Here is a 19720-nt window from a genome sequence, read left to right as displayed (position 1 = left end):
ATGCCCCTGGCGGAACTGGAGCGCCTGCGCCGCAAGGTGGAGGCGGGAGACGTGCTCACCGACGCGGAGCTGGACGCGCTGCGCGCCGAGGCCGCGCAACGTCCCGGCGCCACGCTGCGCCTCACCGTGGCGCATGCGCTGGTGAACGCGGACGCCGAACGCGAAGCCCTGCCGTTGATGCAGGCCCTGCGGCGCGACTTCCCGCAGGACCTCCAGGTGCGGCTGGGGCTCGCGCGAGCCCTCCTGGGCCTGGAGCGGCACCGCGACGCGGAGGCCGAGCTGCGAGACGCCCTGGTCCTGAGCCCCGGCGACCCGGAGGCCCTGAAGGTGCTGGCCGTGCTCGCGCTGCGGCAGGGCGAGGCCGCGCGAGCTCGCGCCTATGTGGCTGAGGCCGTGGAGCGCGACCCCTTCGATGCGGAAGCGAAGCTGCTGCGCGCGGAACTGGAGGCCGCGGACCTGCCACCGGCCCCGACGCCCCAGGAGCAGGTGCTGCGACCGGAGTTCACCGCCGCGCTCACCGCCGCGCTGGGCCGTGCGGGCATGGGCTTCCGACGCCAGGGCAAGGACCTGCTGGTGAAGCTGGCGTCGGGGGGCGTGGGCCGCGTGGACGTGGGCTCGCTGTACGCGGCGTATCGCGAAGCACCTGGAGCGCAGGGGCTCACCGCGTACGTGGAAGCGCTGGCGGCGCGGTTGGGCGGTCTGTCCTCCGGCGTGGGGCCAGTGGGCGTGGCGCTGGAGACGGTGCGGCCGGTGCTGCGGCCGACGGGGTTCGTGGCGGGGACCCAGGGCGCGCTGTTCCGGACGGGTCCGGAGGGGCTGGAAATCTATTACGTGCTGGAGGACGCGGAGTTCGTGCGCTACCTGCCCGCCAGCGCGCTGGTGGCTTCAGGGCTCACGCTCGAAGCCGTGGACGCGGCGGCGTGGCGCAACCTGGAGGCACATCCCGCGGACGTGCGCCCCGTCGTCATCGACCAGGGCGAGGTGCGGCTGGCGGAGGCGTTCTCCGGCGTGTGGGCCGTGACGGGTGGCGACGGACACGATGGGGCGCGTCTGCTCACGAAGGCGCAGCGTCGGTGGCTGGATGCCGCCACGGGTGGAGGACGCCTGCGCGTGAACCTGGGCCGGCGTGAAGTGGTGCTGCTGTGCCGGGACTCGGATGCGGATTCAGTGCGGATCCTCACCTCGCTGGGACATGCGCCGGACGGTGTCCCTGGCCTGTTCCTGCTGGAAGGCGATTCGCTGCGGTCGGCGTGAAGCCTGGCGCTTCAGCCCGCCGTTCCCAAAGGCAGCCGCTCCACGAAGTGCACCTCGCGGAAGCCCAGCGTGAGCAGCAGGCCCCGGAGCGAACGTTCCGCGGACTGTCTCGCCTTGTCCTTCAAGCGCGCGTCCTGCCGCACCTCTCGCTCGAAGGCGAGCCGGGCCTTCTCCAGCAACTGCGCCGTCTGCGCGCTGTCCAGGTTGGAGTCGATGATCTCCGTCTCTCCCGGCCGCAGCGCCACCGTCACCACCATTGGAGGCAGGAGCACGTCCACGCGCGTGCCCGTGGCGCGCAGGTGGCTTGCGTCGAAGCGCTGGAAGTCGAAGCCCAGGTGCGCGTCCGCGAAGACGATGGCGCGGCCGTGCGGGTTCTTCAGCGTGTAGCTGGCCCAGAGCAACACGTCCTTCCACAGCGCGTCGGTGGCCTCCGGCTCCGGCGCGAAGGTGACCTTCTTGTAGAGGGCCACGTCCAGCGTCTCCAGCCGCGCCACCTCCCGCATCTGTTCCACCACCACGGCCGGGTCCGGCTGCCGGAAGGACGCCGGACGCAAGAGCAGCCATGCGACCAGCGCGCCCAGGGCGGCGGCGGCGAGGACGGAGAGGACTCGCGAGAGGTTCGCCATGGCCCGGCATTCTACCCGCTTCCTTCCCGGGGGCGTCCTGGGGCAGCGTGCCGGTCAGGGCTCCTGGCGGGTGGCTGGAGTCCGCAGGCCAGGGAGGCCCATGTGGACCTGACGGACGCGGAGGTGGAGGCGCTGGGCTCGCACGGCTACTTCATGCGCGACGCCTTCCTCGGTGAGACCCGCGCCCTCGCGGTGCGGGACGCGGCGCTGGCTCGCGTGCAGGCGGGGACGCTCCGGCCCGCGGGCATCCGGCGCGGTGCGGACCACGCGCTCGACACCTCCGTGCGTGGAGACCACATCGAATGGGTGCTGCCCGGCGCGGACGCCGAGCTGGAAGCGCTGTGGAACCACTTCCGCTCGCTGGGCGAAGCCGTGTCCGCGAGCGCGTACCTGGGCCTGGGCCGCTTCGACGTGCAGCTTGCCTGCTACCCCGGCGGCGGCGCGCACTACGCCCGCCACCGGGATGCGTTCCCGGGCCAGTCCAACCGGAGGCTCACCGCCATCTGGTACGCCAACGCCGGGTGGGCACCGACGGACGGCGGCCTGCTGCGCCTCTACCCGGAGGACACCAGCGCCCCGTTGGACGTGGCGCCGGTGTTGGACAGGCTGGTGGTGTTCCTGAGCGAGAGGCTGGAGCACGAGGTGCTGCCCTCGCACGCCCGGCGCCTGGCCCTCACCGCATGGTTCTACGGCCGGGGGCCGTAGCCCGCGTCGAACGAAGGACCCGGACCCGCGTCGTACGAAGGGCCCGGACCCGCGTCGACCGCGCCTCCGCCGTCCGTCCGGGGCCGGCCTTCCAGCACGCCAATGATGTGGATGCTCCCGGTGCCGGAGCCCGGGCAGTTCTCCGGGATGCGCGTCAGGGTGAGCTGCACCTGCGACATCGGTCCGTCGTAGACGTCCACGTACGCGGTGCCGGTGTACACAACCCTCCCCGCTGCGTTGTAGGCCGCCACGCCCACCCCCCGCTGGGAGCCGGCGGGGATGTTGCTCACCCCGCCCTCGATGTAGCCGTTCCCGACGTACATGTTCACCGGGCCAATGGGGGAGAAGTCGTCGCCCCACACGTGCGCCTGCGCGGACACGACGCCGCACTGATCCCCTTCCAGGGAGATGCGCATCTCCACGGCCTCCGTCCCCTCCCGGGGCTCGTCAACGGCCTCTTCGGGCCCGCAAGCGGCCACCAACAGCGCACAGCTCATTCCCAGCGCAATTCCCCAGCCGGCTCGCTTCATGTTCCCTCCCTGATGGCGCATGGACCGCGCCCCCTTCGGACACGCTCGCCCGCCTGGTTGGGACATGACTTTCTCTTCCCCCGTGCGGCGGCCCATTTCGCGGCAACTGTCCGGGAGCGTGGGAGACCGTGCTCGCCTGCCCTGCGGCCCGCTTCGATTTTCCAAGGGCATTCCAGGGGGGCGGCGGCGTCCGGAGCGCCCGCAACGCCTGTTCCCCGGCCGGGGAGTGCCTACGTTGCCCAACAGTCATCTTCGTACGAGGGGATCAGCTCATGTTCCAGAACAGGACGAAGCGTCAGTGGATGATGGGGTTGGCCATGGGGGCATCGATGGTGTTCCTCGCGGGCTGCGGAAGCTCGAAGGCCGCCCGCGTTGACGACGCGATGATGGCGAGGGTTCCCGAGGATCAGTTGGGAGACGTGCGTGACGCGCAGCTCGCTCGCACCAAGGCCGCCGACAACGTGACGCGCGCCGAGGTGGCCGTGCGTGACGCCGAGCGCGCCGCGGAGGTCTCCCGCCGCAACGGGGACGCCGCGAAGAGCCGCGTGGATGCGGAGCGGGCCGCCGTGAAGGCCGCGGAGGCGACGGGCCAGTCCAGCCCCATCGCGCAGGCCAGGTCCCAGCTCCAGGGCGCCGAAGCGGGTCGCGCCGCGGCCGAGGCCCAGGTCGCATGGCATGACCGGCAGATCGACACGCGCAAGGCGGAGAAGGACCTGCGCGACGCCGAGCTGAACGTGGCGGACGCGGAGTTGAACCTGGCCCAGTTCAAGGCCCTGGAGCGCACCGGCGACGTCCGCACCAAGGACATGTCCGAGGCCAACTTCATGTCCGCGGTGGCGAACGCCAAGCGCGAGGTGGAGGACTCACTCCGCAAGGTGGACGCGCAGAAGCGCGTGGAGAAGGACGCCCGCGCCCAGTGGGAGCGGCTGCGCTCGGAGACCCCGCAGGCCTTTGGCGGCAGCGGCTCCGCGGACTGACGCGCTGAAAAGCGACAGGCCCCTCGCACCTTCGCGTGCCAGGGGCCTGTCGTGTCTTGCATTGAAGCGCGCTACTCCACCCGCAGCGTGGCGTTGCCCACCACATCGCGCTGGAGCGTGAGCCACAGGCTCTTGCCGGAGGCATCCACCGACGCGAAGTAGTCCGTGTCCGCGGTGAGCGCCTGGCCATTCAGCGTCACCGTCTTCGGTGCGCTGGTGGCGGTGTAGCCGTGCACCACCAGCATCGGGTGCACGATTGTGCGGCCCCCGGTGTCGAACGCCAGCGCCACGCGGTTGGAGGCGGCGTCCACTTCCCAGGTGGCATAGACGGGGTTGTAGCCGGGCACGTCGTACGTCACCGGGTCGGTGCGCCCCACGCCGCCCGGGCCGCGCGTACGCACGGTGCCCTCGGTGGCGGTGAGCTTCACGCCCTGCCATGCCTCCACCTGCGATGCGAGCTTGAGCACCGGGTCGGACGCGTGCGTGCCCAGCACCATGAAGACCGAATAGCTCTGGTACGGGTAGCCGGAGAGCATCTCGTCATCCCCGATGCGCGGGTACTCCGTCTTGCCCACCGCGCCGAAGTTGCTGCCCCACGCGAGCCGGTGGGAGTTGGTGACGTCGGGCAGCTCGTACTGGTTGAGCTGGTAGGCCCAGTTGTAGTTCTCGGGCATGGGGCCGGCCTCGTGGCGCGTGCCCCACTGCGGATACAGCCAGTAGCCGCCCGCGGGCTTCTGCTGCCACGTCTGCGTTTGCACGACGCCCATCTCCGCGTCCGGCGCCGCCGTCCACATGCGCGTGTAGGGCACCACGTTCTTCTCGCGGTAGTCCCAGCCGCTTTGCAGCGTCACCGGCGAGTCCAGCGTGACGAAGCGGTGGCGGTCGCCCCAGCCCAGGCCGGCGATGTCCGTGTTGGCGTTGTCGTCGAAGGCCAGGTCGCCGTAGGGCGAGCGCACGTCGGCCTCGATGCGGTCCGCGGGGAAGCCAGACGCGTCGTGGGTAATGGCGTAGAGCGGATGGTCGCGGCCGGTGGCGAACAGGTACTGCACCGTCACCTGCACCACGTTCCCGTCCAGCGACAGCGGCCACTTCAACTCATGCAGCGCGTGGTGGGCACCCTTGAAGAGGACGCGCCCGGTGCCGCGCACGTCCTGCGTCCAGGCGCCCCACGTCTGGCCGTCCTTCAGGTGGCTGGTCACCATGCCCCAGCCGGGCACCTGCGCGCTCTGCCCATCACAGGTGCGCTGCGCTCCGGCGACCTCGTAGGTGTAGCGGCGGATGTAGCCGCCATTCCAGCCCGCGGGATCCGCCGCGTCGTTGCGCACCAGCGACACCGAACGCACGCGGCAGTCGCCATCCCGCCAGACGTAGCGGTCCGTCTTGAAGCCGCTCAGGTCCTTCGCGCACTGCAACCGCACCGGCGCGCAGGCACCGCTGGCCGGGTCGCTGGAGGGCACGTCCGTCGCGCATGCATCCGCGACGATGACGTCATCGGGATTCTCGTCCCCCGGGCGCACATCCTTGCCGCCACAGGACGCCAGCCCCAGGGCCAGCAGGGCCACGGCGCCGCGCGCGAAGGGATGCGGGGTCGTCTTCATTCCGGAGGTCATGGTCGGTCCCTTGGAGAAGTGCCTGGGTCTCCTGCCACCCTCACCCCTGGTGATGCAAGCCTCCACTCCGAGCCCCTGCCTGTTTCCCCGTGCATGGGAGCAGGCGGGCAGACGGGCCCCCGGTGGCACGACCGGGAGTCCCCGAAGCAGCAGGGCCGTGTGCAGCCTTTGGGAATGGCGGACGCATGTCGGCTTGGGGTGCTTGGGGTGATGGTATTGCTGGGCCTGTTGTCGGCGCCCGCACTCGCCGCGGACGGGGTCGAGGGGCGGGTGCAGGAGTTCTTCCTCGGGGATGGGGCCGCGCCCCAGCAGCAGCGGCAGGTCCAACTGGGCACCGGTCTGGAGTGGACGCGGCAGGAAGGGGACACGCGCTTCGAGCTGCCGGTGTTCGCCGAGTACGGGCTCAGCGACCGGGTGCAGGTGGAGGCGTCGGTGGCGCTGACGACGCCGGAGGATCCGCGCGGGCTGGACTCCGCGGAGGCCGGCGTGGGCTGGGCGCTCATCAACGACGGACGGCGCGGCTTCACGCTCAGCGTCGGCATGGACCTGCTGGCCACGCGCGACGCGGTGGACGACCGCTTCCGTCCCGGCTTTGAACCGTACCTGCTGGCGTATCAGGACGTGGGCCCGCTGGGCTTCAACCTCCAGCTCAAGGCCGAGGAGCTTCCCGGTGTGCGCGGCCTGGGCGGGGAGCTGCATCCGGACTTCGCGGCCGGCGCGGTGCTGGAGTTGGGACCGTTGCGGCCCACGGTGGAGGCCGCGTGGCGTGATGAGGATGGCACCTCCACGGTGCTCCTGGCGCCGGGCCTGCTAGCGCATCCGGCGAAGTCGCTGGAGCTGGGCGTCGCGGTGCCGTGGCGACTCCACGCGGACGGCGCGCGCGACGTGGGCGTGATGGGAATGCTCATCTGGCAGGGCGGTGGGGCGTAGCGGGGCTCGCGTCCGCTTCAGAGGGACGGAGTGAGCAGCACGACGGAGTAGCCCACCGCCGTGCGCGGCCCGGGGTTCTCGTACGAGTGCTTCTGGTCGCCCCGGAAGACGACGACGTCGCCCGCTTCGAGGACGAAGCGCTCCCCGCTGGCCACCAGCGCGAGCGTGCCGGACTCACAGGCCAGGTACTCGCGGGTGCCGGGCGTGTGGGGCACGCCGGTGATGCGCGCCTGCGCGGGCAACTCCAGCCGGTCGAACTCCATGCCGGGCAGCGGGTCGGGCAGCAGCTTGCGCAGGAAGGCCGCGCCGCGCTGGCGCACTGGAAGGCCGTCGCGCCGGTAGTGCCGCGCGCTCGCCTTGGGGCGGGCCAGCAGCTCCTCCAGCGACACCTGGAGCGCCCCCGCCACCCGGTGCAGCACGGAGAGCGTGGGGTTGGCCGCGCCCGACTCCAGGTGCGCCCAGGTGGCCCGGGGCACGCCCGCCAGCTTCGCCAACTGCACCTGCGTGGCACCCCGTGTCTCGCGCAGGGTCCGCAGGTTGCGCGCCAGTCTGCCCGGAAGGTCCTCGTCGCTCATGCGCTGGCATTCTGCCAACCCGTTGGCGGCGTTGCCATCACATCGGAGCCCTCGCGCTATCCCTCTTCCCCAAGGAGGAGCAAACCCATGGATGTGAAGAACCAGGCGGTGCTGGTGACGGGCGCGAGCCGGGGGCTGGGGCGTGCGCTGATGGAGGGCTTCGCGCGGCGTGGCGCCCGGGTGGTGGGCGTGGCCCGGGACGCGAAGGCGTTGATGGCGGCGGTGACGCCGCTCCGGATGCAGGGCCTGCAGGTGCACGCGCTGGCCTACGACGTGGGGGACAAGCAGGCCATCTACCCGCTGGTGGGCGCGGCCACCGCGCTGGTGGGACCGCTGGACGTGCTGGTGAACAACGCGAGCAGCCTGGGCCCCACGCCGCTGCCGCTCCTGTTGGACACGGCGTGCGAGGACCTGTCCCAGGTGCTGGAGGTCAACGTGCTGGGCCCCTTCCGGCTCACCAAGGCGGTGGCGGGGAGCATGGTGCTGCGAGGGCGGGGGCTCGTCGTCAACATCACCTCCGACGCGGCGGTGTCCGCGTATCCCCGCTGGGGCGCCTACGGCCTGTCGAAGGCGGCGCTGGACCACCTGACGCGCATCTGGGCGGCGGAGCTGGAAGGCAGCGGCGTGCGGTTGCTGTCGGTGGACCCCGGGGACATGGACACGCGCATGCACAGCGACGCGATTCCGGACGCGGACCCCGCGACGCTGGCGAAGCCGGAGGACGTGGCCGCGCGCATCCTCGCGCTGGTGGAGACCCGCGCCATCCCGGCCGGTCAGCGCTTCGAGGCCGCCCGGTGGGAGGCCGCATGAACGCCGCCCGCTGGCCCCGGGAACACCCCGACGCGGCGAGGCTGCTCCACGTCGAGCCCCGCGCGGGACGCCTCTCCGATGGCATCGCCGCGGGCCTGCCCGACCTCCTGCGCGAGGGCGACCTGCTGGTGCTGAACGACGCGGCCACGCTGCCCGGCTCGCTCACGGGCCGCACCGGCGCGGGCGCGCCCATCGAGCTGCGATTGCTGGCCCACGAACCGGACGACACCTGGACGGCGGTGCTCTTCGGCGCGGGAGACTGGCGCCGCCGCACCGAGGACCGCCTTCCTCCGCCCGAGCTGCCCGTGGGCGCGCACCTGGAAGTCGGAGGGCTCAAGGCCCGGGTGGTGGAGGTGTTGCCGCCTTCGCCCCGGCTCGTGCGCGTGGCCTTCGACCTGAGCGGCGCGGCGCTCTGGCACGCGCTCTATCAAGCGGGGCGTCCGGTGCAGTACTCGCACACCGCCGGGCCGCTGGCGCTGTGGCACGTACAGACGCTCTACGCCGCGCGCCCCTGGGCCGCGGAGATGCCGTCCGCGGGCCTGCCCCTCACCGCGTCCGTGTTCTCGCGGCTGAAGGCGCGCGGCGTGCGCTGGGCTTCGCTCACCCACGCGGCGGGGCTGTCCTCCACGGGCGACGCGGTCCTGGACGCGGCGCTGCCCCGGCCGGAGCGTTCGGACATTCCCGCGCGCACGGTGGAGTGGGTGGAGGAGACGCGCGCGCAGGGAGGGCGCGTGGTGGCGGTGGGCACCACCGTGGTGCGGGCCCTGGAAGGCCGCGCGACGCAGCACGGAGGAAGGCTGGTGGCGGGGGAGGACGTGACGGACCTGCTGCTGGGGCCGGGCTACGTGCTCCGGGTGGTGCACGGGCTGCTCACCGGCGTGCATGAACCGGGGAGCAGCCACCATGCGCTGCTCCAGGCCTTCGCGCCGCTTCCGCTGTTGCAGCGCGCGGCGGCGCATGCGGAAGCGGCGGGCTACCTGGGGCACGAGTTCGGCGACACGTGCCTGGTGCTGGACGCCTGAGCCGTCACTGGACGGTGGCGCCGGGCTCCAGCTCCACCTTCACCCAGCCGGGCTTGCGCAGGTCGAAGTTGCGGTACGCGTCGATGGCGGAGGCCATGGACTTCACGTGGCTGAGGATGGCGGTGGGGTCCACCGTGCCGGAGCGCACCAGCTCCAGGAGGCGCGGGATGTACTTGCGGTGGTTGCAGTTGCCCATGCGCAGGGTGAGGTTCTTGTTCATCGCCGCGCCAATGGGGAACGCGTTCATCGTCTGCGGGTACACGCCGATGATGGACAGCGTCCCGGCCTTGGCCAGCGACTCCACCGCCCACTGCGCGGCCTGCGACGGCGCGTCGCCCGGCACCCAGTTGTCGCCGTCCGGCTTCGTCTTGGGCGCGACCTGCGCGACCTCGCGCTTGAACTCCGGCTTCTCCACCTTGGCCTTCTTGGCGGCGGGGCCGTGGTGCGCGTGCACGGCGTCCACGCCCACCGCGTCGATGGCGCGGTCCACGCCGATGCCGGCGGTGAAGCGCTTGAGCGTCTCCACCGGGTCTTCCTTCTCGAAGTTGATGACCTCCGCGCCCTGGATGCGCGCCAGCTCCAGCCGGTCCTCGTGGCAGTCGATGGCGAACACGCGGCCCGCACCCAGGAGCTTCGCGCTCACGATGGCGAACAAGCCCACCGGGCCGCAGCCGAACACCGCCACGGTGTCACCGGGTTTGATCTCCGCCATCTCCGCGCCGAAGTACCCGGTGGGGAAGATGTCGGAGACGAGGATGGCCTGGTCGTCGGTGACGCCAGCGGGCACCTTCACCAGGGTGACGTGCGCGAACGGGATGCGCGCCTTCTCCGCCTGCAGGCCGTCGAAGGGGCCCGTCATGCCGGGGCCGCCGAAGAAGGCGGTGCCCGCGGCGGGGCCGTTGGGGTTGGCGTCGTTGCACTGGGCGTAATAGCCGGCGCGGCAGTAGGAGCAGTTGCCGCACGCGATGGTGGAGCAGATGACCACGCGGTCGCCCACGTTGAAGTTGCGCACGTCCTCGCCCAGCTCCTCGATGACGCCCACGCCTTCGTGGCCCAGCACGGTGCCGGGCTTCATGCCGGCCATGGTGCCGCGAATCATGTGCAGGTCGGTGCCGCAGATGGCGCTGGCGGTCAGCCGCACGACGGCATCGGTGGGCTCCTTGAGCTTCGGCTCCGGGACGTCGTCCAGCCGGATGTCCCCAATCCCATGGAATACGACGGCCTTCATGGTGCGCTCCTTGCCCGCCCGGGGCCTCGAATGACGAAACGGTCCCCGGTGCGCGCCGCGCACGGGACCTGTTGTCACTGGAGGTGGACACGGCGGTGGGGCCAGGCAAAACCCGCGCTGCTGCCCTCTCTGGAGGGCAGGCAGGGATGCGACGGTCCTAACGCCCGGCCGAGTGCACCTGGAAGGCGAGCCGCTTGCCGAAGACCTTGCGGAAGGGGGCGACCTCCCGCTCCGCGTTCCACAGCTCCAGGTCCAGCGGCTGCTTCGCGTGCAGGTGCAGCGTCACGATGTCGCGGCCGTGCGTGACCTTGAAGTCGCGGATGGGCTGGTGGTGGCTGTGGTCCAACGCGTTCGCCAGCCGCAGCAGCGTGGCCAGCTTGCGCACGCGCCGCGCTTCGGACGGGGTGAGGCCCGCCATGCCGGAGTGGGACAGCTCCGGCTGGGAGCGCCGGTGGTAGCGGGCGACGCGCGCGATGATTTCGCGCTCGCGGTCCGCGAGGCCGGGGATGTCCGCGTTGTGGATGAGGTAGTACGTGTGCCGGTGGTGGCGCTCGTGGCTGACCGCCGTGCCGATGTCATGCAAGAGCGCGGCGACCTCCAGGTGCGGGCGCACGGAGAGGGGGAGCTGGTGCAGCGCGGCCAGCCCGTCGAAGAGGGCCAGGGACATGCGGGCCACCTGGCGGGCGTGCTTCTCGTCGAAGAAGAAGCGCTGCCCGATGGCGAGCGCCGCGTCCGCGAGGCTGTGGTCGTCGCGCGACTCGTCCTGGCGGTAGAGCAGATCCACCAGCAGGCCGTCGCGCAGGCCCCGGTTGACGATGCTGACGGAGTCCACGCCCAGATGCTTCACGACGCCCTCCAGGATGACGGCGCCGGAGACGATGATGTCCGCGCGGCGCGGGTCGAAGCGCTTGCGGCGGCGCTCGGGCGGCATGGAGGCCAGCGTCTCCACGGACTGGGTGAGCTGCCTCACGGTGGCGTTGCCTCCGTTGTCGTTGACCGCGAAGCCCACCACGGCCTGGATGGTGCCGGAGGAGCCCAGGGCCACGCGGGGCAGCGCGGGCATCTGCTCGGGCAGGGTCTTGTGGAGCACCTCGTTGACGAAGCCGCGCATCAGGCGCAACTGCTTGGGCGTCACCGTGCGCGAGGTGTCGAACACCTCCGTGAGGCGCACGGAGCCCAGCGCCAGGCTCCACAGGTCGTCAGGCTTCTCCCCGGTGGCGATGGCGACCTCGGTGCTGCCCCCGCCAATGTCCACGAGCAGCGAGCGGGCGTTGGCGGGCTTCCTGTGCAGCACGCCCAGGCAGATGAGGCGGGCCTCCTCCTTGCCGCTGACGACCTCCAGGTCCAGGCCGGCCTCCTCGTGCACGCGGCGCACGATGTCCTGGCGGTTTCTGGCCTCGCGCAGGGCGCTGGTGGCGACGGCGCGCACCTGGGCCTTGTGGCGGCGGCAGAGCGCGGCGTAGCGGCGCAGGGTGGACAGCAGGCGCTCGGCGGTCTCCGGGGACATCTCGCCGGTGGCGAAGACGCCCTCGCCGCCATCGATGTGGGCACCAACGCCGTGCGCCTGGAGCTCGCGCAGGTCGCGCCAGGCGGCCTCGTACTCCTCACGGGCCTGCTTCCAGGCCGCGCCGCGCGCGTGGCCCAGGTGAAGCAGGAGGCTGCGGGTGTTCAAGAGGTCGCGCTTCATGAAGTCGAACTCCTGGCGGGTGAGGAGCGAGTCCTCGGCGGCGGTGCGTTGGTGGGCGGCTTCCCACTGGTCCATCTGGGCACCCAGGTTGCGCAGCTCGGCTTCGCGTTCACGGCGGTAGCCCATGCGCAGCTGGTCCCACTGGAGGCCGGCGCGGTCCAGGTGGTCCATGAACCGGGTGCGGGCCTTCTCCGCGGCGGTCTTCACGCGGTGCCAGTCCTGTTGATCCGCGTGGCGCAGGGCCTGGACTTCGCGGTGGAAGTCGTCGCTGCGCTCCTTGGCGCCGGTGATGAGGTCCAGCTCGTCCTCGCTCTCCGCGAGGTCCGACTGGGCTTCGAGTTCCTGGAAGCGCGCGGTCGCTTCACGGTGCTCCGCTTCCATCTTCTGGATGTAGGCCTCACGTTCCGTCATGACGTTCCCCCTGGGCACGTTGGATGGGAACAGCATGGAAACGCGGGCCCGTGGGTGCACGGGGAGGGGGGACAGGAGGCGGAGCGCTCAGTCGAGGAAGCGCCGCTGCCAGCTTCGTCGGTCATTGATGAAGGGGCTCTGTTCGGCGGAAGGGCCCGGGGGCGTCTGGAACAGCCAGGGTTCGAGCACGCGCGCGAGTTCCCGGTAGGCAGGGAGTGTCTGACCCTGTTCGGTGTCGCCGGCCTGGGGGGCCGGGCCCAGGGTGACGACAGCGCGGTCAGGCCCCAGTTCCTGCACGGTGGTGCCGGGAGAATGAAGACGGGCGCGCAGGGCTCCGGTGCCTCCCAGCTCCGCGAGCACAGGGGGGCCCAGGAAGGTCATCCAGGAGGGGCCGCGTACGCGGGTTCCCAGGTCCATGGCCAACGTCCCCAACAGGGACACATCCATTCCTGGATGGCGCAGGCTCCGCGTGGCGACCTCATCGCGGACACCCAGGATGTCGAGCTGGCATTGAAGGGAAGGTCCTGCCTGTCCGAACGAGAAGGGAAGCTCCGTCGCCAGTGCCAGCGCCAACTCGCGCACGCGGTCCGGACCTCGCTCGTCCATGAACTCCGCAGGCAGCCAGAAGCCCAGGGCACTGCTCACCGTCGGCTTGTAGCAGCGCGCTGGATTGCCAAGGTCCTTGCCGTAGTACTCGAAGCGATAGCGCAGGGCTCCGTGCTCCGTGTCACTCAGCATGACATTGGAGAAGCCCTCCGCGTGCAATTCCTGCCGTGCGATGCGCCACCCGTTGTCATCCAGCGCCAGCCATTCGCCTTCCTCGGTGGCGTACCAGCCCAGGGCATCCCTGCCCACGGTCTCCAGATAGAGGTCCAGGGCCCTCTGCACGACATGCTCCAGCCGTGAGTGCGGTTGGGGCATGTGGAAGTGGATGCGCAGGCCCTCTCGGATGAGCAGGGTTCCATCCTGGGCGTACACCCGGATCCGGGGGATGTGCTGGCTCATGGCGGAACAACTCCCATCCGGGGCATGACGCGCAAGGGACCTTCGAGAAGGCGCAGCGCCTCCCGGTAGAGCTGGTCCTGATACTCGCCTTCGTAGGGGTGGCCCCGGGGATACCTGCGCCACGGGGGCGCTGTCTCAGCGTTCACACAGGGAAATTTGAAGTCATAGACGGACTGGGCCTGGAGCGGGTCGCCCTGGTGGATGACCACGTCGGGAACGAGGGTGCCCTTGAGCTCGGCGCCGCGTCCCTGATTGAGCAGGGCGTTCACCTGCTCCTGCGTGAGGTGTGTCGTTCTGGGAATCCCCCGGTCATACCGGTACGTGGGCTCCAGGCTGAACCTTCCCGGAATCACGGCGTCGAGCTTCTGCCGGGCGCACTCCAATGCGAATTGGTGCATGGAGGTTCCCCACTTCATGGCCCGTGTCACGGCCTCTTCCCGAGCGTTGTATTCGACCACCTCGTTGCACTCCTCCTTCGTCGGGCTCTTGCCTCCATGCTGCTGGTCCAGGATCTCCGAACGGGCGTCATCCGCGCACTTCTTCAGCACCTGCTCCACCGCCCGCCGGGTGTCCTCGTCCAGCATGGCCTGGGCCCCGGCGACCACCACGGCCAGCTGCACCGCGCGAGGCACGGGCACCACCGCATCCGCTCCGGCGCACAGCGACGGTGAATGTCGACAACTGTTCGTCGCGCTGTCCACGGTCTGCTTGAAGGTCCCCGAGCCTCCGCGCGGACCCGCGCAGGCGCCAAGCCCCACCGCCACCAGCACCCACCACCCTGTCCTCGGTCCCGACACCCTGCCTCCGCGTCCGTGTCCACCCGCGCCGCCCATCCTGCCAGCCCGCGCGTCCCGGGTAGGCGTCCTGGAGTGAGACAGCGACACCGCGTCTTTCCATCACACCTGTGCGAATGCTCCCTGTCGCCCGAGGGCCCATCGACGCATGCGGCGTGAGTCGCTACCCTTCGCCCCCGTGAGCGTCGCCGAGCCGAAGACCGATAAAGCCGTTCGTCACCGCAAGATTGGCGCATGCCGCGTGCTGGGAGAGCTGGGCCGGGGCGGCATGGCGCTCGTGTATCGCGGCCTGCACGAGCTGCTTCAGCGCGAGGTGGCCATCAAGGAGCTGCTGCCCGAAGGCCAGCGCGACAAGGAGGCCCTGTCGCGCTTCCGCCGCGAGGCCCTGGCGCTCGCCGCCTTCCGCCACCAGAACATCGTCACCCTCTATGACCTGGTGGAGAAGAACGACAGCCTCTTCATGGTCATGGAGTACGTGGACGGCCCCACCCTCCACGCCCTCATCAAGGATGGCCCGCTGCCCCCGGACGTCGCCGCCGTCATCGGCGCGCGCATCGCCAGCGCGCTCGACCACGCGCACTTCCGCCGCATCATCCACCGCGACCTCAAGCCCGCGAACGTCATGCTCACCAAGTCCGGTGAGGTGAAGCTCATGGACTTCGGCATCGCCAAGGACGTGGGCCTCGAAGCCCTCACCCAGCAGGGCATGGCCGTGGGCACGCCGTCCTACATGTCCCCGGAGCAGGTGACGGGCGCCGCCATCGACGCGCGCACCGACATCTTCTCCCTGGGCGTCCTCCTCTATGAGGCCCTCTCCGGCACCCGCCCCTTCGTGGGCAAGACGGCCGGCGAGGTGTTCGCCCGCATCCGCGACGGCAAGTTCACGCCCCTCCACAAGGTGGCGCCCGGCGTGCCCGCGCCCCTGGCGCGCATCGTGAAACGCGCGCTGGCCGTGAAGCCGGAGGCCCGCTTCCCGGACGCCGCCGCCATGCGCCGTGAGTTGGACCTGTTCCTCGCCCACGAGGTGCGCGTGTCCCACCCCGCGCTGCTCGTCGCCTTCCTGCGCTACCGCGAGAAGCTCACGGAGACGGAGGCCCTGGCCCACCTCACCCAGCAGGAGCTGGGCGTGCTGGACGTCTTCTCCGCGCCGAAGCCCGCGAAGCGCGGCCAGGGCCAGTGGAAGCTGGCCGCGCTCGTCGCGGGCACGGTCGCCGCGGGCACCGGCCTCTACCTCTCCCAGGCCCAATGGATGCCGCTGCTGGAGCAGCTCACCCGCTGAGGGCCGGGGCGAAGGAGGCCGGGCGCGCGCCTACTTCTTCTTTTCGTGCGTGACGGTGACGATGGTGCCGATGCCGCCGCGCACGAAGAAGTCGCCCACCACGGTGAGCTTGCGCGGCTGGATGGCCTTCACGATGTCGTCCGCGATGGTGTTGGTCACCTTCTCGTGGAAGGCGCCCTCGTTGCGGTACGACCACATGTAGAGCTTCAGGCTCTTCAGTTCCACGCAGAGCTGATCCGGCACGTACTTGATGGTGAAGCGCGCGAAGTCCGGCTGGCCCGTCAGCGGGCACAGGCAGGTGAACTCCGGGACATCGAAGGCGATCTCATAATCGCGCTCGGGGGCGGGATTGGGGAAGGTCTGGACTTCCTTGGACGGCTGAGAGGACATGGCGGTGTCGTCTAGCACACGTCCGCCGCCTGTCGCCGCCCTCCCGAGCGTTGCCTCCCTGGCTGCCCGGCGCCGTGTCTGTCCGGGTTCCAACGTGCCAGGGCCCTTCAGGGCAGCAGATCGCCGGGGGGTGGTTTGCGATCATGCGAGGGGGTTCATATCTCCCCCAGGCGACCCCTGCCGCGCCCCCTCCCATGCTGCCACCCAATGACGTCGAGGATGTCCTCTCGTGCCTGCCCCAAGCGCTGCTGCGCGTGGGACCCGACCTGCGCGTCCAGTGGTGCGAGGAGGGCTTCGCGGCCAAGACGGGCGTGGCACTTCCACCCGGCGGCCTGCTCCTGGATGCACTGGAGCGCGGCCGCAGCCTGGACGCCCTGGAGCGCGCCATCCGCGAGGGCCGGCCCCACACGGGGCATGTCGTCACCCGCGCGCTCCGCCAGGTGCGCGTGCAGGTGAAGCCCACCCGCACGGGCGACGGCGCCGGGGCGTGGCTGGTGATGGAGCCCTCCGGCGTGGACGACGAGGGCGCCTTTTCACAGGCCGTGCGGGAGATTGCCCGCGCGGTGGGTGAGTCGCTGGAGGTGGACCACGTCTGCTCGGCCGCCGTGGTGTCCCTGGTGAGGTGTGCCCAGGTGCGACGCGCGGAGGTGTTCCTCTACGAGGAGGACGACGCGACGCTGCGCCGCATGGCGGTGTCGGACCTGGAAGGGCTCGAAGCGCCGGGGGATGCGTTCGACCCCTCGGAGGATCCGTACCGGCAGGCCCTGGCCCTGCGTCAGCCGCAGCTGGGCATCCAGCGGGGCTACGGGGACGCGGTGGGTTCGGTGTTCGCGGCGGTGCCCCTGTGCGCGCCGCGCCGCACGGTGGGCCTGCTGCTCATCTACAAGGAACAGGGCGCTTCGTTCTCCGTGCGGGAGCTGGAGATGTGGAGCGCGGCGGCCAGTCAGTTGGCGGTGGCGGTGGAGAACGCGCGCCTGCTGCGCGAGGCCCAGGCGGCCCTGCGCGTGCGCGAGGAGTTCATGTCCATTGCGTCGCACGAGCTGAAGACGCCGCTCACGCCGCTGAAGCTGGGCCTGTACACGATGGAGCGCCGCATCGCCGCAGGGCAGCCGGTGGAGCTGGCCAGCGTGCTCAAGTCGAAGCGGCAGGTGGACCGGCTCGCGGGACTGGTGGAGGACCTGCTGGACGCAAGCCGTCTGGAGCTGGGACGGCTGGCGCTGGACTCGGCTCCGTTGGAGGTGGGGCAGCTGGTGGCGGAGGTGGTGGACCATTTCCGCCATGCCTTCGAGCGCCCCTTCACGCTGGAGGTGCCTCCCGACGGCGTGTGGATGTTGGGCGACCGGGACCGGCTGGAGCAGGTGCTGGTGAACCTGCTGGAGAACGCGCACAAGTACAGCCCGGCGGGAGCGCCCATCGCGGTGCGGGTGGCGCGCGTGGCGGACGCGGCGCGCATCCAGGTGCAGGACCACGGCATCGGGATTCCGGGCGCGGACCAGGGGCAGGTGTTCCAGCGCTTCTACAGGGCGCGCAACGTGTCGCACCGCAACTTCGGCGGGCTGGGGCTGGGGCTGTTCATCAGCCACTCCATCGTGAAGATGCACGGCGGCTCGCTGGCGTTGATCAGCCGCGAGGGCGAAGGCTCCACCTTCACGTTGGACCTGCCGCGCATGGCGGCCCATGAAGTGCGCCGGCTGCCGCGTCGCGTGCTGGTGCTGGACGAGGACCGGGGGCAGGAAGCCTCCGCGGAGCGCACGCTCCGGGCGGAGGGCTTCGAGGTGTTCACCGTGCAGAACGGCGCGGAGGCCCTGCGCAAGGCGACGCACCTGCCCGTGGACCTCATCGTGCTGTCGACGAGCGCCACGCAGCCCCAGATGGGCTCCTTCCTGGAGACGTTCGCCACGCTGCCCCGCGCCCGGCCGGTGCCCATCCTGCTGGCGGGGGATTCACGGCCGTGGTGGGCGCATGAGAACGCCGCGCTGTGCGCCCGGCCCTACCGCGCGGACGAGCTGCTCGCGGGCGTGCACGACGTGCTGGCCCGGGAGCGGCGCCGGTGCGTGCCGCCGGTGGAGTCGGAGACCGTGCTCGCGTCGTAGGGCGGGCGCCTGCTCAGGAGGTGCCGAGCACGCGGAAGTCCGTGGTGCGCAGCCCCGCCCGGTCCAACGCTTCACGTGAGCGCGGATGGAGGAAGGTGGCCAGCTCCACCTCGCGCTGCGCGGCATAGCGGCTGGTGACGACCTCCGGCAGGTGGCCCGGGTGACACATCCACTCCGTGATGCCCTCGGAGGGCAGCGCCGTCAGTGCCGCCGCGAAGCGCTCCGGCGTCCAGTATGCCGCTTCTCCGGACTCACCCACGAAGTGATCATTCGTGGCCACGCCCAGTACCCGGAGGGCTTCACGCATGTCCGCGTCGATGGACCGCACCGGAAGCCCCGCGCGCCGCGCGACCCGCGCCAGTCCCTCCAGCACCCGGGGATGACGGTGCAGGTGCTTGTGCACGTCCAGGTGCGTGACGGCCTGACCCAGCATCCGCTCCGCCCGGCCCAGTTGCGCGAAGGCCTCCGCCTCCACCACGTCCGCTGGGAGCGCGTCCACGCGTGCCCCGATGAAGCCTCCGTCCACGGAGCGAAATTCGAGCGGGAAGTCGGGGCCGACAGGCGGACCCCGGTCCAGGTTCAGATGCAACCCGATGGCGAGTCCTCGCGCCTGCCTCGCGGCCTCCTCCGACCAGGGCGTGTTCACCAGGAGCGTGGAGGAGGAGACGACGCCCTCGCGCAGGGCCTGGAGGATGCCCCGCGTGATGCCCGGGTCGTAGCCCAGGTCATCGGCGTTGAGGATGAGGGCGCGGGGCGGCGTGGCGGGCTCCTTCAGGGCCGGGGACGGGCCTGGAAGAAGCGCCACATCGCCTGCGTCGCGTCCAGGTCCGGGGTGCCTTCGTTGTAGCCCGTCTGCCCGGGCCAGGCGTGCTTGCCGCCGGTGACGGCGCACAGGCTCGCGGTGGCGCTCTCCGGCGTGCAGCCGGTGGCGGCGACACAGGTGCTGTTGCCCTGATTGTACGTCTGCTGTTCCGGGCCGGTGCAGCCGTTGCGCTCGGCGAAGCGGCGCACGGACTCGGTCGCGGACGGGTAGGGCTTGCCTCCAATGATGTTGTTGCCACCGTCGTACAGGATGGTCGGATCCGCGGTGCCGTGGAAGTGGAGCACGGGGATGGCGCGGGACGGGTTGCAGTCCGCCAGTCCCTCCATGCCCGCGACCGGTGCGACGGCGGCGAAGCGCTGGGCGCGCTCACAGGCCAACCGGTAGGAGAAGAAGCCGCCGTTGGAGAAGCCGCTGGCGAAGATGCGGCGCGGATCCGTGCACACGCGCGTGTCCAGGTCCGCGAGCAGCGCGTCCACGAAGCCCACGTCATCCACGTTGGCGATCTGCGCCGGGCCACAGCACGCGACGCCGTTCCAGCTCCGGGTGTCCGGCTCACCCTGCCCGTAGACCTCCGGGAAGTTGAGGCCGCGCGGGTACACCGCGATGAAGCCCTCGGTGTCGCCCAGCGTGGAGAACTGGCTCAACTGCTCCTGCTCCACCTCGGTGGAGGCGAAGCCGTGGAAGCTGAACACCACGGGCGTGGGCTTCGTGGCGTCGTAGCCGGTGGGAACGTGGACGCGGTAGGCGCGCGTGCGGCCGCCGTGCTCGACCGTCCAGTCGTAGGTGCCCGCGGCCACGGTGAGGCCGGTGCAGGACGTGCGGTCCGGGGGCGCGACATCCCCGGCGGTGGGGTCCGGACCCTGCGTCCCCGCGTCGGGCGTGGGGGCGGGCTCATCCGAGGCGGAGTCGCAGGCGGCGGCCGTCATCAGCAGGCTGGACGCGGCGAGGACGAGGAGGCGAAGGCGCATGGA

The 19720-nt window shown here is 71.0% G+C and carries 18 protein-coding genes and 1 pseudogene; 8 read left to right on the top strand and 11 right to left on the bottom strand.

What is annotated here, in order from left to right; all coding sequences use genetic code 11:
- On the top strand, positions 1–1254 hold the full coding sequence (locus D7X74_RS06245) for a tetratricopeptide repeat protein (RefSeq protein ID WP_120531988.1): 1254 nt from the start codon (positions 1–3) through the stop codon (positions 1252–1254).
- Between the two features lie 11 nt (positions 1255–1265).
- Here the strand turns inward: D7X74_RS06245 and D7X74_RS06240 are convergent, their stop codons facing one another.
- Entirely contained in the window at positions 1266–1880 is a 615-nt protein-coding gene (locus D7X74_RS06240; protein WP_120531987.1) for a DUF4230 domain-containing protein, read from the bottom strand.
- A gap of 102 nt (positions 1881–1982) precedes the next feature.
- Here D7X74_RS06240 and D7X74_RS06235 point away from each other — a divergent pair, with 102 nt between their 5' ends.
- On the top strand, positions 1983–2585 hold the full coding sequence (locus D7X74_RS06235; protein WP_120531986.1) for a 2OG-Fe(II) oxygenase: 603 nt from the start codon (positions 1983–1985) through the stop codon (positions 2583–2585).
- Here D7X74_RS06235 and D7X74_RS06230 read toward each other — a convergent pair.
- Positions 2567–3115, bottom strand: coding sequence for a hypothetical protein (locus D7X74_RS06230; protein WP_147446486.1), 549 nt, complete (start codon positions 3113–3115; stop codon positions 2567–2569). The genes D7X74_RS06235 and D7X74_RS06230 overlap by 19 nt on opposite strands.
- A gap of 272 nt (positions 3116–3387) precedes the next feature.
- Between D7X74_RS06230 and D7X74_RS06225 the strand changes: the two genes are divergently transcribed.
- Positions 3388–4092 carry a hypothetical protein gene (locus tag D7X74_RS06225; protein ID WP_120531984.1) on the top strand — a complete coding sequence of 235 codons (705 nt, stop codon included), beginning with the start codon at positions 3388–3390 and terminating at the stop codon, positions 4090–4092.
- A 71-nt stretch (positions 4093–4163) separates the two neighbouring features.
- Here D7X74_RS06225 and D7X74_RS06220 read toward each other — a convergent pair whose 3' ends face one another.
- A complete protein-coding gene (locus tag D7X74_RS06220) occupies positions 4164–5690 on the bottom strand; it encodes a hypothetical protein (RefSeq protein ID WP_120532004.1) in 1527 nt (508 codons plus the stop codon).
- A gap of 219 nt (positions 5691–5909) precedes the next feature.
- Between D7X74_RS06220 and D7X74_RS06215 the strand changes: the two genes are divergently transcribed.
- On the top strand, positions 5910–6632 hold the full coding sequence (locus D7X74_RS06215) for a hypothetical protein (protein WP_147446485.1): 723 nt from the start codon (positions 5910–5912) through the stop codon (positions 6630–6632).
- A gap of 17 nt (positions 6633–6649) precedes the next feature.
- Here D7X74_RS06215 and D7X74_RS06210 read toward each other — a convergent pair whose 3' ends face one another.
- Positions 6650–7207 (bottom strand): helix-turn-helix domain-containing protein, encoded by a 558-nt coding sequence (locus D7X74_RS06210; protein WP_120531982.1) that lies wholly within the window; start codon positions 7205–7207, stop codon positions 6650–6652.
- A gap of 87 nt (positions 7208–7294) precedes the next feature.
- Here D7X74_RS06210 and D7X74_RS06205 point away from each other — a divergent pair, with 87 nt between their 5' ends.
- Positions 7295–8017 (top strand): SDR family oxidoreductase, encoded by a 723-nt coding sequence (locus D7X74_RS06205; RefSeq protein ID WP_120531981.1) that lies wholly within the window; start codon positions 7295–7297, stop codon positions 8015–8017.
- Entirely contained in the window at positions 8014–9039 is a 1026-nt protein-coding gene (locus D7X74_RS06200; RefSeq protein WP_120532003.1) for an S-adenosylmethionine:tRNA ribosyltransferase-isomerase, read from the top strand. The genes D7X74_RS06205 and D7X74_RS06200 overlap by 4 nt, the downstream gene beginning before the upstream one ends.
- A gap of 4 nt (positions 9040–9043) precedes the next feature.
- On the opposite strand, the gene D7X74_RS06195 is transcribed toward D7X74_RS06200, so the two are convergent.
- The 4 genes and pseudogenes from D7X74_RS06195 to D7X74_RS06180 all read right to left on the bottom strand — a co-directional run bounded on the left by D7X74_RS06195 (position 9044) and on the right by D7X74_RS06180 (position 14167).
- On the bottom strand, positions 9044–10267 hold the full coding sequence (locus D7X74_RS06195) for a zinc-dependent alcohol dehydrogenase (RefSeq protein WP_120531980.1): 1224 nt from the start codon (positions 10265–10267) through the stop codon (positions 9044–9046).
- 157 nt (positions 10268–10424) lie between these two features.
- A pseudogene (locus tag D7X74_RS06190) lies at positions 10425–11801 on the bottom strand (HD domain-containing protein); the annotation flags it as partial.
- 651 nt (positions 11802–12452) lie between these two features.
- Positions 12453–13370, bottom strand: coding sequence for a DUF3396 domain-containing protein (locus D7X74_RS06185; RefSeq protein WP_233601995.1), 918 nt, complete (start codon positions 13368–13370; stop codon positions 12453–12455).
- Positions 13367–14167, bottom strand: coding sequence for a hypothetical protein (locus tag D7X74_RS06180; RefSeq protein ID WP_147446484.1), 801 nt, complete (start codon positions 14165–14167; stop codon positions 13367–13369). The genes D7X74_RS06185 and D7X74_RS06180 overlap by 4 nt, the downstream gene beginning before the upstream one ends.
- 265 nt (positions 14168–14432) lie before the next feature.
- Between D7X74_RS06180 and D7X74_RS06175 the strand changes: the two genes are divergently transcribed.
- Positions 14433–15443 carry a serine/threonine-protein kinase gene (locus tag D7X74_RS06175; protein WP_233595566.1) on the top strand — a complete coding sequence of 337 codons (1011 nt, stop codon included), beginning with the start codon at positions 14433–14435 and terminating at the stop codon, positions 15441–15443.
- A 30-nt stretch (positions 15444–15473) separates the two neighbouring features.
- On the opposite strand, the gene queF is transcribed toward D7X74_RS06175, so the two are convergent.
- On the bottom strand, positions 15474–15833 hold the full coding sequence (gene queF / locus D7X74_RS06170; protein WP_120531977.1) for a preQ(1) synthase: 360 nt from the start codon (positions 15831–15833) through the stop codon (positions 15474–15476).
- Positions 15834–16027: 194 nt separating this feature from the next.
- Here queF and D7X74_RS06165 point away from each other — a divergent pair, with 194 nt between their 5' ends.
- Positions 16028–17926: an ATP-binding protein gene (locus tag D7X74_RS06165; protein ID WP_120531976.1), complete on the top strand. Its 1899-nt coding sequence runs from the start codon at positions 16028–16030 to the stop codon at positions 17924–17926.
- A 13-nt stretch (positions 17927–17939) separates the two neighbouring features.
- Here the strand turns inward: D7X74_RS06165 and D7X74_RS06160 are convergent, their stop codons facing one another.
- On the bottom strand, positions 17940–18731 hold the full coding sequence (locus D7X74_RS06160) for a carbohydrate deacetylase (RefSeq protein WP_233601994.1): 792 nt from the start codon (positions 18729–18731) through the stop codon (positions 17940–17942).
- On the bottom strand, positions 18698–19717 hold the full coding sequence (locus D7X74_RS06155) for a PHB depolymerase family esterase (protein WP_120531975.1): 1020 nt from the start codon (positions 19715–19717) through the stop codon (positions 18698–18700). The genes D7X74_RS06160 and D7X74_RS06155 overlap by 34 nt, the downstream gene beginning before the upstream one ends.
- Positions 19718–19720 lie beyond the last annotated feature (3 nt).

It is taken from the genome of Corallococcus sp. CA047B (assembly GCF_003612065.1).
GTDB classification, from domain to species: Bacteria; Myxococcota; Myxococcia; order Myxococcales; family Myxococcaceae; genus Corallococcus; species Corallococcus praedator.
The sequence above is the reverse complement of the archived record's forward strand: the minus strand, read 5'-3'. Positions and strand labels throughout refer to the sequence as shown.